General features: G+C 72.3%; 12 protein-coding genes. 4 read left to right on the top strand and 8 right to left on the bottom strand.

Annotated elements, in window-relative coordinates; translation table 11 throughout:
• Positions 1–6 precede the first annotated feature (6 nt).
• Positions 7–819: an ABC transporter permease gene (locus OG310_RS26240; RefSeq protein WP_329460392.1), complete on the top strand. Its 813-nt coding sequence runs from the start codon at positions 7–9 to the stop codon at positions 817–819.
• A 140-nt stretch (positions 820–959) separates the two neighbouring features.
• On the top strand, positions 960–1,598 hold the full coding sequence (locus OG310_RS26235; RefSeq protein WP_329458320.1) for a DUF2567 domain-containing protein: 639 nt from the start codon (positions 960–962) through the stop codon (positions 1,596–1,598).
• Between the two features lie 136 nt (positions 1,599–1,734).
• Here OG310_RS26235 and OG310_RS26230 read toward each other — a convergent pair whose 3' ends face one another.
• Positions 1,735–2,319, bottom strand: a complete 585-nt coding sequence (locus OG310_RS26230) for a dienelactone hydrolase family protein (RefSeq protein WP_329458319.1) — start codon at positions 2,317–2,319, stop codon at positions 1,735–1,737.
• 50 nt (positions 2,320–2,369) lie between these two features.
• Here OG310_RS26230 and OG310_RS26225 point away from each other — a divergent pair, with 50 nt between their 5' ends.
• Positions 2,370–3,509, top strand: coding sequence for a mechanosensitive ion channel family protein (locus OG310_RS26225; protein ID WP_329458318.1), 1,140 nt, complete (start codon positions 2,370–2,372; stop codon positions 3,507–3,509).
• 196 nt (positions 3,510–3,705) lie between these two features.
• Here OG310_RS26225 and OG310_RS26220 read toward each other — a convergent pair whose 3' ends face one another.
• From OG310_RS26220 to OG310_RS26200, 5 genes are all read right to left on the bottom strand, one after another.
• Entirely contained in the window at positions 3,706–5,292 is a 1,587-nt protein-coding gene (locus OG310_RS26220) for a Na+/H+ antiporter (protein ID WP_329460391.1), read from the bottom strand.
• A gap of 282 nt (positions 5,293–5,574) precedes the next feature.
• Positions 5,575–6,051 carry a GNAT family N-acetyltransferase gene (locus OG310_RS26215; protein WP_329458317.1) on the bottom strand — a complete coding sequence of 159 codons (477 nt, stop codon included), beginning with the start codon at positions 6,049–6,051 and terminating at the stop codon, positions 5,575–5,577.
• A complete protein-coding gene (locus OG310_RS26210) occupies positions 6,048–6,986 on the bottom strand; it encodes an RluA family pseudouridine synthase (protein WP_329460390.1) in 939 nt (312 codons plus the stop codon). The genes OG310_RS26215 and OG310_RS26210 overlap by 4 nt, the downstream gene beginning before the upstream one ends.
• A gap of 33 nt (positions 6,987–7,019) precedes the next feature.
• Positions 7,020–7,580 carry a signal peptidase II gene (gene lspA, locus OG310_RS26205; RefSeq protein ID WP_329458316.1) on the bottom strand — a complete coding sequence of 187 codons (561 nt, stop codon included), beginning with the start codon at positions 7,578–7,580 and terminating at the stop codon, positions 7,020–7,022.
• Between the two features lie 109 nt (positions 7,581–7,689).
• Positions 7,690–8,721 (bottom strand): TraR/DksA family transcriptional regulator, encoded by a 1,032-nt coding sequence (locus OG310_RS26200; RefSeq protein ID WP_329458315.1) that lies wholly within the window; start codon positions 8,719–8,721, stop codon positions 7,690–7,692.
• A 577-nt stretch (positions 8,722–9,298) separates the two neighbouring features.
• Here OG310_RS26200 and ileS point away from each other — a divergent pair.
• Positions 9,299–12,505 (top strand): isoleucine--tRNA ligase, encoded by a 3,207-nt coding sequence (gene ileS, locus OG310_RS26195; protein WP_329458314.1) that lies wholly within the window; start codon positions 9,299–9,301, stop codon positions 12,503–12,505.
• 240 nt (positions 12,506–12,745) lie between these two features.
• On the opposite strand, the gene OG310_RS26190 is transcribed toward ileS, so the two are convergent.
• Both OG310_RS26190 and OG310_RS26185 read right to left on the bottom strand, forming a co-directional pair.
• Complete coding sequence (locus OG310_RS26190) at positions 12,746–14,107, bottom strand: DivIVA domain-containing protein (RefSeq protein ID WP_329458313.1); 1,362 nt, start codon at positions 14,105–14,107, stop codon at positions 12,746–12,748.
• A 55-nt stretch (positions 14,108–14,162) separates the two neighbouring features.
• Positions 14,163–14,453 (bottom strand): YggT family protein, encoded by a 291-nt coding sequence (locus OG310_RS26185; protein ID WP_329458312.1) that lies wholly within the window; start codon positions 14,451–14,453, stop codon positions 14,163–14,165.
• Positions 14,454–14,470: the final 17 nt, after the last annotated feature.

Here is a 14,470-nt window from a genome sequence, read left to right as displayed (position 1 = left end):
CCCGAGGTGGTGCGGCACGGCCGGCCGGCCCGTCCGGTCCATGCGCCGCCCGCCGTCGCGGGGCCGGCGCCGCTCGCGCCCCGCGCGAAGCTGCTGCCGTCGATGTCCGCCATCTACCGGGCGCAGTTGTCGCGTGCCCGGGTGGCCAGGATCCCGCTGCTGTTCGTGGCGACCTTCCAGTCGATCGGGATCATGGTCCTGATGCGGGGTGTCGTGGACGGCGGGCCGGGCGCACGCGCCGTGGTCTCCGGGTCGAGCGTGCTCGTCGTGGCGTTCGTCGCGCTGAACCTGCTGGCCCAGTACTTCGGCCAGCTGCGGGCCAGCGGCGGCCTCGACCACTACGCCACCCTGCCGGTGCCGCCCGCCGCGGTGGTGCTGGGCACGGCGGGGGCGTACGCGTCGTTCACCGTGCCGGGCACGGCGGTGACCGCGGTCGTCGGCAGCGCGCTGTTCCAGCTGCCGCTGAGTCATCTGTGGATCCTGGTCGCGGTCATCCCGCTGGCGGGCGCGGCCCTCGCGGGCCTCGGAGCCGCCTGCGGGCTGCTGGCGCGGCGCCAGGAGGTCGCGACGCTGCTGGGCCAGCTCGGCATGTCCGCCGCGCTGCTGCTGGGCGTGCTGCCCGCCGACCGGCTGCCCGAGCTGATCCGCTGGGCGCGTGACCTGCTGCCCTCCACCTACGGGGTGGAGGCGCTGGCCCGTACGTTCGACGCACGGCCCGACTGGTCGGCGGTGGGGCTCGACCTCACGGTCTGCGCAGCGGTCGGCGTCGCGTCGCTCGCGGTGGCGACCTGGGCGTACCGCAGGGCCGCCGTCCGCTGAGGCGGGGCCGGTGCGCACGGCCGCCGGACACCCGTTTCGTGCGGGGCGTCGGGCGTCGCACGGCTCCTGCGCCGCCTCCCGTATGCGGCCGGAGCCGCCCTGCTGGCGCGGCACACAGGCATGTTTGGCACGATGGCAAGGTGAACGCACCGTTGACACCTCCGCACCCCTCGTCCCCGGACCCCTGGCAGCAGCCGGAGGAGGGTGCCCAGGGCGGCGGGTCCTGGCCCGGACAGCACCCGGCCCCGGACGGCCCCGGCACGAGGGCGGAGCTGGTGCAGGCCGCCCTGGTGCTGGTCGCGACGGCCGCGTTCGGGCTGCTGCTCGGCGCACTGTGGATGTGGCTCTCCCCGAAGGTGCCGCTGACCTCGGACAGCACGGCGGTCCTGCTCAAGGACGTCGAGGGTGAGGAGGCGATCGGCGGGGACGGCACGTTCGTCCTGCTGGCACTCGCCTTCGGCGTGGTGAGCGCGGTCGCCGTCTTCCTGTGGCGCAGGCGGGGCGGTGTTCCGCTGGTCTTCGGGCTGGCGCTGGGCGGCCTCGCGGCGTCGTTCGTCGCCTGGAAGTTCGGGCAGGCGCTGGGGCCGACGACCAATGTGGTGGCGCACGCCAAGCAGGTCGGTCAGGGCCACACGTTCGACGCACCGCTCGAACTGGGCGTGAAGGGCGCGCTGCTCGCCTGGCCCGTGGCCGCGATGCTGGTGCACCTCGGCCTGACGGCGTTCTTCGGCCCGCGCGACCCCGAGCCCCACTCGCTCTGGGACGACACGCCCCACTGAAGCCGTCCCGGCGGCGCCCCGGCATCCCCGGCGCCCACCGGCCACGGCACGAACGACCCGGCCACGAGCGCGGACCGACCGGCCTCCCCCGCCGCGGGCATCCTGCTGCGGGGCCCCCTCGACGGGGCGGCCCCGCCTACGCCTGCTCGGCCGTGATGTCGTCCAGGAAGGCGAGGGAGAGCAGCCACGTCCGCTCGGCGGCCTCCTCGTCGTAGTCCTCGAACGCCGGGTCCGTGTACAGGTGGCCGACCCCGGGATAGCGGAAGATCTCCACGTCGGCGCCCGTGCGCCGCATCCCCAGGTACCAGGCCGTCAGCCAGTCGTGCGGCTCGAACACGTCCGGGTCGGCGACGTGCAACTGGACCGGCAGGTCGTCCACCGCCGCGCCCTGCGCGATGTCGGACGTGCCCTGCAGCAGGAGCAGCCCGCGCGCCTTCTCGTCACCGAGCGCGAGGTTCTGCGCGACGGACGCGCCGAGGGAGAACCCCGCATAGACCAGTCCCAGGTCCGAGTGGGGCGCGGCGGCGGCGACCGCGCGCCGCAGCAGTTCGTCCGCGCCGGTCCTGTCCTTGATCGCCAGGCCCTCGTCCATCGTCTCGGCGGTTTGCCCCTCGAACAGGTCGGGAACGCGCACGGAATGCCCGGCGCCGCGCAGCCGGTCGGCCGCGTCGTGGACGGCCGGGCGCAGGCCGAGAGCCGAATGGAACAGCATGATCTCCATCCGGCCATCCTGCCACCGACATCACACGGGTACCGGACGACGAGGGGATCATGAACGAAGCACTACGGCCACTGACCGTCCTCGGCGGATCGGTCGTGCTCACACTGCTGCTCGGCTGGGCTTCCGACGTCCTGCTGCGACGCCTGGACGAGCGTCACCACGACACCCCCCTGTGGGGTCTGCTGCGGCGCTGCCGCGCACCGCTCCAAGTGGTGCTGCTCGCGGCGCTGCTGCGCGGCAGCTACCGGCAGGCGCACTGGTCGTTCATCTCGCGCAACGAGAACCGCATCGGCCAGCTCCTGTCCCTGGTGCTGATCGCGGCGGGCGCGTGGCTGCTGATCCGGATCGCGTCGGCGGCCGTCGAGGCGTCGTACGCGCGGTACGCGTCCGCCACCCGTGACCCGATGCGGGTACGCCGCGTGCGTACCCAGGTCCTGCTGATCATGCGGATCGTGACGGCGGTCGTGGTGGTCGTGGCGATCGCCGCGATGCTGCTGACGTTCCCCGACATGCGCGCGATCGGGACGTCGATGCTGGCGTCGGCGGGCATCATCGGCATCGTCGCCGGTGTGGCGGCGCAGTCGACGCTGGGGAACCTGTTCGCCGGATTCCAGATCGCGTTCGGCGACATGGTGCGGATCGGCGACACCGTCGTGGTGGACGGCGAGTGGGGCGTGATCGACGAGGTCACGCTCACCTACCTGGCCGTGCGCACCTGGGACGAGCGGCGCATCACGATGCCTGTGTCGTACTTCACCAGCAAGCCGTTCGAGAACTGGTCGCGGGGCGGCGCGCAGATGACGGGGACGGTCTATTTCCAGCTCGACCACGCGGCGCCGATCCCCCTGATGCGCAAGAAGCTGCTGGCGGTCCTTGAGGGGTGCGAGGCGTGGGACGGCCGGGGCTGGAGCCTCGCGGTGACGGACACCACACCGACGTCGATCGAGGTACGGGCGGTCGTCACGGCGAAGGACGCCGACGACATCTGGACGGTGCGGTGCGCGGTGCGCGAGCAGCTGGTCGGCTGGCTGGCCGAGGAGCATCCGTACGCCCTCCCGCATGTGGCGACGGTTGAGGCGCCCACCCCGCACGAGGCCCGTTTTCCGGGCGCGGACGGCGTTCCGACCCCGCGCCTGCGCGGTGCCGCCGCCCGCCACGACACCCCCACGCCTGACACCGGTCGCGGCTGAGCTGCGCCCGCCCCCGAGCGGGGCCCTGATCACAGGAGCCGTCAGAGAGAGGCGCTGCTCGGGGCGGTCGGGGCCGCGCGACGGCTCTGGACGGCGGGGACGCCGGCAAAGGACGCGTCGCGCCCGCGGACCACTCCACGGGCCGTGTCCGGCGGCCGGCCCGGCCCGTGACGGCCACGCCGGCCGCCGGGCTCCCTCAGCGCATGGAGCGCACATCCAGATGCCGCAGCACCCGGTCGACGACCTCCGGGTCGGCTCCCGGTTCGCTCCGTGCCGACAGCACCTCGTGGCGCGCGGCCGACATCATGTCGCGCTGGACCCGCCGCAGCGTCTGCACGTACGCCACCCGGCGCGCGGCCCACTCCCGCCGCTCGTCGTCGACGATGAACGGGCTGATCCGGGCCCCGATGTCGAATGCCGTACGGGTCAGCCGCTCGCTGATCTCGTCCGGCAGCTCCTCCACGTTCTCGATCTCCCTCAGCCGCCGCCGCGCCGCCTTCGCCGCCCGCACCGCGAGATCGTGCTCCAGCTTGCGCTCCACGTCCGCGTCCGCCGTCACGCCGAGCCGCCGGACGAGCCACGGCAGGGTCAGTCCCTGGACCACCAGGGTGGTCATGATCACCGCGAACGCGATGAAGACGATCTCGTCGCGCCCCGGGAAGGGGTGCCCGCCGTCCGTCGTGAGCGGCACCGCGAGCGCCAGCGCGACCGAGGCCACGCCGCGCATCCCGGCCCACCACATCACGACGCTCTCGCGCCAGCTGGTCGGGATCTCCTCGTCCAGGTCGCGCAGTGTGTGCAGCCTCTTCGCCACCCACGCGGCGGGCAGCAGGTACAGCAGCCGTACGAGCACGACGACGCCCACGACCGCCCCGCCCCACACGAGCATCCGGCTCTCGTGGCCCTTGCCCATGCCGAACGCGTTGTGCAGCTCCAGCCCGATCAGGCCGAACGCGATGCCCGTGACGAGGGTGTCGACGACCTCCCAGAAGGAGTTCCCGGCCAGCCGGCCCATCACGTCGTCCGCGTCCGCCGCGTGCTCCGCGAGGAACAGGGCCGTCGTGAGGACCGCGAGGACACCCGAACCGTGCAGTTCCTCCGCCAGGACGTAGCTGACGAACGGCACCAGCAGGGTCAGCCCGATCTGCAGCGTGGCGTCGCCCAGCAGCGACATCAGCTTGTTCGACAGCCAGCCGAGGGCGAGCCCGACCGCCACGGCCACGACCGCGGACAGCACCAGCTCTCCCGCGGCCCCCGCCCAGGAGAACGTGCCGCTGACGACCGCCGCGATCGCCGCGTGGTACAGGACGATCGCGGTGACGTCGTTGAACAGCCCCTCGCCCTCCAGGATCGACACGAGCCGCCTCGGCAGCCCGAGCGATCCGGCGACGGCCGTGGCGGCGACCGGGTCGGGCGGGGCGACCAGCGCACCGAGGGCGACCGCCGCCGCGATGGGCAGTCCGGGCACGACCGCGTGCGCCACGAGGGCGACGGCGGCCGTCGTGACGAAGACCAGCGCCACGGCCAGCAGGATGATCGGCCGCTTGTTGGCGGCGAACTGCCGCCAGGAGGTGCGCTGCACCGCCGCGTACAGCAGGGGCGGCAGCAGCAGCGGCAGGATGAACCCCGGCGGCACCTGGACGTTCGGCACGAACGGCAGCAGGGCCAGGACGACCCCGATCAGGGTCATCAGCACCGGCGGCGGCAGACCGATCCGCTCTCCCAGAGGCACCGTCACCACCGCGCCGAGCAACAGCACGAACAGCAGGGCCAACTGGTCCACGGGTCTGCCTCCGACGGTGATCACGGCGGCCCGTGATCGAACCGCACCAGCCTGTCACGAGGACGTCGCAATCAGCCGAACGTCCCCGCCCGACGCGCTCCGCCGCCGGCCCGCCGCCGCACCACCGCCCGGCGGCGGCAGGGCCTCACCGCTCCCGCCGGGGTGCGGTCACCTCCGTCACGTACACGTACACGTACCCGTACACGTGCGCGGCGCGACCCGCGCCCTGACACGCGCCCAGGGCAGGGGTCGTGTCATGGGCGTCGTGTCGCATCCGTCGTGTCACAGGCCGCGGCGCATCGACCGGTGCGGGAGGCCGGCGTCCAGGAACTCGTCGCCGTACGCCTCGTACCCGAGCCGCGCGTAAAAACCCAGCGCGTGGGTCTGCGCGTGCAGATCCACCACGGCGAGCCCGGCCGCCCGCGCGGCCTCCTCGATGCCGCGCACCAGCGCCGCACCGACCCCCGTGCCGCGGGCGGACCGGACGACGGCGAGCCGGCCCAGCGCACCCACCCGCGGATCGCCGCCGGTCACATCGGACGCGCCGGGGCCGTGCAGCAGCCTCCCGGTGCCGAGCGGGGTGCCGTCCGCCGCCGTCGCCAGGACCTGGAGGGCGTCGCCGTCACGGCCGTCGCGGTCGATGTCGACGGACAGGCCCTGCTCGCCGACGAAGACCTCCTTGCGCACCGCGAAGCACGACTCCAGGTCGGCGAAGTCCACGGCGACCCGTACGACGGGGGCCGGATGGGCGCCGCTCATGCGTTGCTCTCCGCACGCACCGCGTCGAGGGCCTCCTGGAGGTCCGCGGGGTACTCGCTGGAGAACTCGACCCACCGCCCGTCGGAGGGGTGCTCGAAGCCGAGGCTCACGGCGTGCAGCCACTGGCGGGTCAGTCCGAGGCGCTTGGCGAGCGTCGGGTCCGCGCCGTAGGTGAGGTCGCCCACACACGGGTGGCGGTGGGCCGACATGTGCACCCGGATCTGGTGCGTACGTCCGGTCTCCAGCTTGATCGTCAGCAGGGACGCGGCGCGGAACGCCTCCATCAGGTCGTAGTGCGTCACGGACGGCTTGCCGTCCATCGTGACCGCCCACTTGTAGTCGGCCGTGGGGTGCCTGCCGACGGGCGCGTCGATCGTGCCGCTCATCGGGTCGGGCAGGCCCTGGACCAGCGCGTGGTAGCGCTTGTCGACCGTGCGTTCCTTGAACTGCCGCTTCAGCTGGGTGTACGCGCGCTCCGACTTCGCCACGACCATCAGGCCGGACGTGCCGACGTCGAGCCGGTGCACGATGCCCTGGCGCTCGGCGGCACCCGAGGTCGAGATGCGGTAGCCGGCCGCGGCGAGTCCGCCGATCACCGTGGTGCCGCGCCAGCCGGGGCTGGGGTGCGCGGCGACGCCGACCGGCTTGACGATCACCACGATGTCCTCGTCGTCGTGGATGATCTCCATGCCCTCGACGGGCTCGGCGATGATCTGCACGGGCGCCGCCGCGCCCGGCATCTCCACCTCCAGCCAGGCGCCGGCGGTGACCCGGTCCGACTTGCCCACCAGGGCGCCGTCGACCTGTACCTTGCCCTGCGCGGCCAGCTCTGCCGCCTTCGTACGACTGAACCCGAACACGCGCGCGAGGGCGGCGTCTACGCGCTCGCCCTCAAGACCGTCGGGTACAGGGAGTGTTCTGATGTCCGGAATGATGGCCGTCCCGTGGTGAAGGTTTCCTGGGCCGTGTCAGTTCCGGTGGAGCGTCCCGTCCGGGTCGAGTCCGCGGAACGACAGCAGCACCACAAGGATGCCACCGCAGGTGATGGCCGAGTCCGCCAGGTTGAAGACCGCGAAGTGCGCGGGGGCGATGAAGTCCACCACAGCGCCCTCGAAAAGGCCCGGGGAACGGAAGATCCGGTCCGTGAGATTGCCCAGGGCGCCGCCCAGCAGCAGGCCGAGCGCGATGGCCCAGGGCAGGCTGTAGAGCTTGCGGGCGAGCCGCGCGATCACCACGATGACGGCGGCCGCGATGATCGTGAAGATCACCGTGTAGGCCGTGCCGACGCCGAAGGCGGCGCCCGGGTTCCTGATCACGGTCAGTTCGAGGGCGTTCCCGAGGATCTTCACCGGCTCGTGGTATTCGAGCCTGGCAACGACGAGCAGTTTGCTGCCGAGATCCAGGAGGTACGCCACGAGGGCGACCGTGAACAGCGCGAGGACCCGGCGTCTGCCCCGGGTCCGCTCGGCGGGAACGGCGGCCTCGTCGTCTGCCTCCGGCGTACCGATGATGCGCTCCGCCTCTGCCACGTGAGTCCCTCGGCCAGCTAGCTCCGAACCCGCCGGGTCCCTCGTGGGCCCTGCTGGTGCCTGTGTGATGACGAGGGTACGACACGGCCCCGCCGGCGGGGAGGCGCAGTCAGGCCCGCCGCTCCTGTTTCTGCTTGTCCTCCACGCACAGCGTGGCCCGCGGGAACGCCTGCATGCGTGCCTTGCCGATCGGCTTGCCGCACACCTCGCACAGGCCGTACGTGCCCGCGTCGAGACGCTGCAGGGCCCGCTGGGTCTGTTCGAGCATCTCGCGCGCGTTGCCCGCGAGAGCCATCTCGTGCTCGCGGGTGATGTTCTTCGTGCCGGTGTCGGCCTCGTCGTCGCCCGCGCCGTCCGCGGAGTCCCGCATCAGGCCCACGAGGGCGCGCTCGGACGAGGTGATCTCGTCGGTGAGCCGCTCGGCCTCGTCCTCCAGGCCCGTACGCGCCTGGGTGACCTCCTCCTCGGTCCACGGGTCCTCGCCCGGCCGGACCGGGAGCTCCCCCGGCGCCACGGTCGCGACGACGGGAGCCGGGCTCACCGCGACGGCCGTCTGTTCGTCCGGTCCGGCCGTGCCGCCACGGCCGCCCGCGGTCTTCTTCGCTGCCACCGTATGGGCTCCTGTCTTGTCGACGGCCGCGTCCGCGGCCCTGTCCGCGCCGGACTCACGCCCGGCCCGTCCCCCCGCGGCGGCACCCGCCGCCGTGTCCTGATCCGCGCCGGCGGCGTCCTTCGCCGCCGGCCGGCCCGCCCGGGGCTCCCCCGCCGGCCCGGGGCCGGCCCGCCGTTCGGCGTGCCGGCCCTTCGTCGTGTCCCCCGCCTGTTTCCCGGCGGCCTTCTTGACGGTCTTCTTCGAGGTCCTCTCGGCCCCGGTCTTCTTCGCCGCGGGCTTCGTGGCCTTCTTCGCTGCGGTCTTCTTGGCCGCGGCCTTCGTGGCCTTCTTCGGCGCGGTCGTCGTGGTCTTCCTCGCCGCGGCCTTCGTGGTCTTCTCCGGTGCGGCCTTCTCCGGCGCCCGACCGGACGCCCCGTCCGCTTCCCGCGGCCGGCCGGCCTCGCCCGCCGCCTCCGGCCCGGACCGCGCCGGGGACGACGTGCGATCGGCCGCCGCGGAGTCCGCCCTGGTCGTCCTTTTCGCCACCATGGCCGCGGCCCCTTCACATCGCGTGATTTCGCCCGCAAATCGTGTTGGGACGATAAATCGACATCAGCTTCGCGGCAACGGGGCACGCCGCTCCTTTGTTCCCTCCCCCGGCCCGTCCGCATCCGTTGTGCCCAGCAGTACGACCGGTAATCCGGCCTCGCGCCACCACCCGGGCCCGCCGGAACCCGTCCGGCCCTCATGGCCATCCGGGTCATCCGGGCCCGCGTACGGCACCATCGCGCATGGCCTGCACGGCCGCCGCAAACCGGTACGGCGGACCCCGCCCCGCCCCGTACACTGGACGAGCGACAGGCGTGGATGGGGACGAGTAGCCCGAGAGCGGCCAGGAGCGACCCGGGGACGGTGAGAGCCCGGGGGCAGGCGCGGTGCGAAGCATCACCCCGGAGCCGCCGGAAGAAAGCCCGCCGCGGCGGTGGGCGAGTAGACCCGGCAGCGCGACCCCAATGAGGGGGCCTCGGGTGCGCTGCGCCCGGTGCCAAGGAGGGTGGTACCGCGGGAGCACGTGCTCTCGTCCCTCCGGACGGAGATGCCGCAGTCCCGCCGGAGGAAGCGCCCGATGACATCAGTGACCCCGCCGTCGCCGGCCGAGCCGCAGTACCGCCAGGTACCGGCCCAGGTCGACCTGCCCGCCCTCGAACACGCCGTGCTCGACTTCTGGCGCGAGTCCAGGATCTTCGCCAAGAGCATGGAGCAGACGGAGGGACGCCCCGAGTGGGTGTTCAACGAGGGCCCGCCCACCGCGAACGGCATGCCGGGCGCGCACCACATCGAGGCCCGCGTCTTCAAGGACGTGTTCCCCCGCTACCGCACCATGCGCGGCTACCACGTGCCGCGCAAGGCGGGCTGGGACTGCCACGGCCTGCCGGTCGAGCTGGCCGTCGAGAAGGAGCTCGGCTTCGAGGGCAAGAAGGACATCGAGGCGTACGGCATCGCGGCGTTCAACGACAGGTGCCGTGCGTCCGTGACGCGGCACACGGACGCGTTCACCGAGCTCACCAACCGCATGGGCTACTGGCTGGACACGGACAACGCGTACTGGACGATGAGTCCCGAGTACGTCGACTCCGTCTGGTGGTCGCTGAAGCAGATCTTCGACAAGGGCCTGCTGGTGCAGGACTACCGCGTCGCCCCCTGGTGCCCCCGGGACGAGACGGGCCTGTCCGACCACGAGCTGGCGCAGGGCTACGAGACGATCGTCGACCCGTCCGTCTACGTGCGCTTCCCGCTGACGTCCGGCCCCCTCGCGGGCGAGGCGTCGCTACTGGTCTGGACGACGACGCCGTGGACGCTGGTGTCGAACACGGCGGTGGCGGCCCACCCGGACGTCCGCTACGTCGTGGCCAGTGACGGCCGGGAGAAGCTGGTGGTCGCCGAGCCGCTGGCGGCGCAGGCGCTGGGCGTGGGGGCGGCCGCCGGCCAGGAGAGCCCCGGGGGAGGATTCGAGCTCACCGGGGACTCGTTCACCGGCAAGGAGATGGAGCGGTGGACGTACGAGCGTCCCTTCTCGCTGATCCCCTTCCCCACGGACACCGACGCGCACTACGTCGTCAACGCCACGTACGTGACGACCGAGGACGGTACGGGCCTCGTCCACCAGTCCCCCGCCTTCGGTGAGGAGGACCTGGAGGTCTGCCGCGCGTACGGGCTGCCGATGGTGAACCCGGTGCGTTCCGACGGGACCTTCGAGGCGGATGTCCCGCTGGTCGGCGGCGTCTTCTTCAAGAAGGCGGACGAGGCGCTCACTGAGGACCTGCGCACCCGCGGCCTCCTCTTCCGCCACGTGCCCTACGAGCACAGCTACCCGCACTGCTGGCGCTGCCACACCGCGCTGCTGTACTACGCGCAGCCGTCCTGGTACATCCGTACGACGGCCGTGAAGGACCGCCTCCTGGAGGAGAACGAGAAGACGAACTGGTTCCCCGACTCTGTCAAGCACGGGCGGTACGGGGACTGGCTCAACAACAACGTCGACTGGGCGCTGTCCCGCAAGCGCTACTGGGGCACCCCCCTGCCGATCTGGCGCTGCGCCGGCGAGGAGTCGCACCTGACGTGCGTCGGCTCCCGTGCGGAGCTGACCACGCTGACCGGAAGCGACCAGTCGGAACTCGACCCGCACCGCCCGTTCATCGACGACGTCACCTTCGCGTGCCCCGAGTGCGGCGAGAGCGCGACGCGCGTGGACGAGGTGATCGACGCCTGGTACGACTCGGGCTCGATGCCGTTCGCGCAGTACGGCTACCCGCACAAGAACAAGGAGCTCTTCGAGCGGCGCTATCCGGCGCAGTTCATCAGCGAGGCGATCGACCAGACACGCGGGTGGTTCTACACGCTGATGGCCATCGGCACGCTCGTCTTCGACGAGTCCAGTTACGAGAACGTGGTGTGCCTCGGCCACATCCTCGCCGAGGACGGCAGGAAGATGTCCAAGCACCTGGGCAACATCCTGGAGCCGATCCCGCTGATGGACCAGCACGGCGCGGACGCGGTCCGCTGGTTCATGGCGGCGGGCGGCTCGCCGTGGGCCGCGCGCCGTGTCGGCCACAACACCATCCAGGAAGTCGTCCGCAAGACGCTGCTGACGTACTGGAACACCGTGGCCTTCCAGGCGCTCTACGCCCGCACCTCCGGCTGGGCGCCGTCCGTGGCCGACCCGGCGCCCGCCGACCGGCCGCTGCTGGACCGCTGGCTGCTGAGCGAGACGCAGGCGCTGGTCGACCAGACGACCCGGGCGATGGAGGCGTACGACACGCAGCGCACCGGCAAGCTGCTGTCCGCGTTCGTGGACGACCTGTCGAACTGGTACGTGCGCCGCTCGCGCCGCCGCTTCTGGGCGGCGGACAAGGCGGCGCTGCGCACGCTGCATGAGGTGCTGGAGACGGTGACGCGGCTGATGGCGCCGCTGACGCCGTTCATCACCGAGCGGGTGTGGCAGGACATGATCGCCCCGGTGACGCCGGACGCGCCGGAGTCGGTGCACCTGGCGAGCTGGCCGGAGGCCGACCTGGCGGCGATCGACCCGGAACTGTCCCGGCAGATGGTGCTCGTACGGCGGCTGGTGGAGCTCGGGCGGGCCACGCGCGCGGAGTCGGGTGTGAAGACCCGGCAGCCGCTGTCGCGGGCACTGATCGCGGCGGCCGGGTTCGACTCGCTGCCGGCCGGTCTGCGGGAGCAGATCACCGACGAGCTGAACGTGTCGTCGCTCGCGACGCTGTCCGAGGTGGGCGGCTCGCTGGTGGACACGACGGCGAAGGCGAACTTCCGGGCGCTCGGCAAGCGGTTCGGCAAGCGGGTCCAGGACGTGGCGAAGGCCGTCGCGGCGGCGGACGCGGCGGACCTGTCGCGCGCGCTGCGCGAGGGCACCGCGGCGGTGGACGTGGACGGCGAGAGCGTCGCGCTCGCGCCGGACGAGGTGATCATCACGGAGACCCCGCGCGAGGGGTGGTCCGTCGCGTCCGACGCGGGTGCGACCGTCGCGCTCGACCTGGAGATCACCGCGGACCTGCGGCTCGCGGGCCTGGCCCGCGACGCGATCCGGATGATCCAGGAAGCGCGCAAGAACAGCGGCCTCGATGTCGCGGACCGGATCGCGCTGCGCTGGCGGTCGGGGTCCGACGAGGTCACGGAGGCACTGACGCGGCACTCCGGGCTGATCTCCGAGGAGGTCCTCGCCCCGGAGTTCGCCGAGGGCGAGCCGGACGGGGCGTACGGCGAGGCGTTCACCGACGACGGCCTGCATCTCACGTTCCACCTGCGCAAGGCGTAGCGGAAGGCCCGGCGCGGCCCCGGACCCCTGGAATGCGCCCCGGGGTCCGGGGCCGCGTCGTCCGGGCGGGGGCGCTCCCCTCTCACCGTGGCGTGAGTGGGCGGGGGCCGGCGCTCACCGCGCCGCGTCCGACGCGCGAAAGGGCCGGGCCCGAGTCCGTGAAGACTCGGGCCCGGCCCTTGTGCGCGGCCTGCCGACGGCCGAACAGTTCAGATCACGCGCGGTGCGCGCGTCCCGGCCTCAGTTGTCGTCCTCGTCGATGAGGAAGCCGCGCATCGGCGACGGGGCCTGCTGCATCGGCTGCGGGGCCTGGGGCCTGACCGGTGCCATCGGCTGCGTCATCGCGGGAGACATCTGCTGCTGACCGCCGTAGGACGGACCGGACGAGGGACCTCCGTGGCCGCCCATGGACTGCGCGCCGCTACCCATCGTGTGCCCGAGCGATCCCGCACCGGCCGACGCCATCGAGGGCGACGGCGGCAGCGAGGGCGCGGACGAAGGTGCCCTCGGCGGCGCGAGCGAGTCGTCGGCCTGGGTCTCCAGCTGGCGCAGCTGGCTCTCCAGGTAGGACTTCAGGCGGGTGCGGTACTCACGCTCGAACCCGCGCAGGTCCTCGACCTTGCGCTCCAGCGTGGCCCGTGCGGACTCCAGGGAACCCATCGCGACGCGGTGCTTCTCCTGGGCGTCCCGCTCCAGTGCGTCGGCCTTGGCGCGGGCGTCCCGCTCCAGACCCTCGGCGCGGCTGCGTGCCTCACCGACGATCTTGTTGGCCTCGGACCGCGCTTCGGCGATCGCCTGGTCGGCGGTCTGCTGGGCGAGGGAGAGGACACGTGCGGCACTGTCGCCGCCGGGACCGCCGGGCTGGCCGAGCTGCGGGCCGTGGCCCATGGGGCCACCCATCGGACCGGGGCCGCCCATCTGCTGCTGCATCTGTCCCGGGCCGCCCATGGGGCCGCCCATCTGCTGCTGCATCTGGCCGGGGCCACCCTGCATACCGGGACCACCCTGCATCGGGCCGCCCTGCATGCCGGGACCGCCCTGCATCGGGCCGCCCTGCATACCGGGACCACCCTGCATCGGACCGCCCTGCATACCGGGACCACCCTGCATCGGGCCACCCTGCATACCGGGACCACCCTGCATCGGACCGCCCTGCATACCAGGACCACCCTGCATCGGGCCGGGGCCGTGCTGGCCCTGGGGGCCGTGCCCCTGCGGACCGCCGGGACCCTGCTGGCCGTGCGCGCTCGGACCCGCGGGCAGCTGGGGCGGACCCATCTGCGGGGGGCCCTGCTGCACGGGGGGTCCGGATATGGCCGCGGGGACAGGACCGCCGGGTCCGCCCGGGCCCTGCGGGCCGCCGGGTCCCTGTCGGTCCTGCGGTTCGGGAGCCTTGCGCATGCTCTGCTGCTGCTGGTTCTGCGCGGCCGCACGCGTAGCGGCGGCCAGCTTGGCCCGCAGGTCCTCGTTCTCGCGGAGCAGGCGAGTCAGTTCGGCCTCGACCTCGTCGAGAAAGGCATCGACTTCGTCCTCGTCATAGCCTTCTCGGAGGCGGACGGTTGTGAACTGCTTGTTCCGCACGTCCTCGGGGGTCAACGGCATCTCTTCTTCACCTCTACGTAGTCGTCGGCAGTCGGCAAGACCGTATCGTCCACACTCATCCCGCGAACCCGCCTACGACGGAAATCAGAATGTAAACGATGATCATCAGAACGAAGAAGGACAGGTCGAGTGCCACGCCCCCGAGACGCAGCGGCGGGATGAACCGCCGCAGAAGCTTGAGCGGTGGATCGGTGACAGTGTAGGTGGCCTCAAGTACGACCACCATCGCCTTCCCGGGTTGCCATGAACGTGCGAACTGGAAGACGTAGTCCATGACCAACCGGAAGATCAGCACGATCAGGAAGCACATCAGAGCGATGTAGATCACCTGCAGCGCAACGCCCATCCCGCGCTTCCCTCTCC

This window comes from Streptomyces sp. NBC_01497 (genome assembly GCF_036250695.1).
GTDB lineage: Bacteria > Actinomycetota > Actinomycetes > Streptomycetales > Streptomycetaceae > Streptomyces.
Note: the sequence above shows the minus strand (reverse complement) of the source record. Positions and strands in the feature narration are given on the sequence as shown.

Coding starts and splice junctions, on each gene's coding strand:
- OG310_RS26225 (WP_329458318.1), top strand. CDS start 2,370: ATGAACGAAGCACTACGGCCACTGACCGTCCTCGGCGGATCGGTCGTG.
- OG310_RS26230 (WP_329458319.1), bottom strand. CDS start 2,319: ATGGAGATCATGCTGTTCCATTCGGCTCTCGGCCTGCGCCCGGCCGTC.
- OG310_RS26200 (WP_329458315.1), bottom strand. CDS start 8,721: ATGGTGGCGAAAAGGACGACCAGGGCGGACTCCGCGGCGGCCGATCGC.
- OG310_RS26190 (WP_329458313.1), bottom strand. CDS start 14,107: ATGCCGTTGACCCCCGAGGACGTGCGGAACAAGCAGTTCACAACCGTC.
- OG310_RS26185 (WP_329458312.1), bottom strand. CDS start 14,453: ATGGGCGTTGCGCTGCAGGTGATCTACATCGCTCTGATGTGCTTCCTG.
- OG310_RS26215 (WP_329458317.1), bottom strand. CDS start 6,051: ATGAGCGGCGCCCATCCGGCCCCCGTCGTACGGGTCGCCGTGGACTTC.
- ileS (WP_329458314.1), top strand. CDS start 9,299: ATGACATCAGTGACCCCGCCGTCGCCGGCCGAGCCGCAGTACCGCCAG.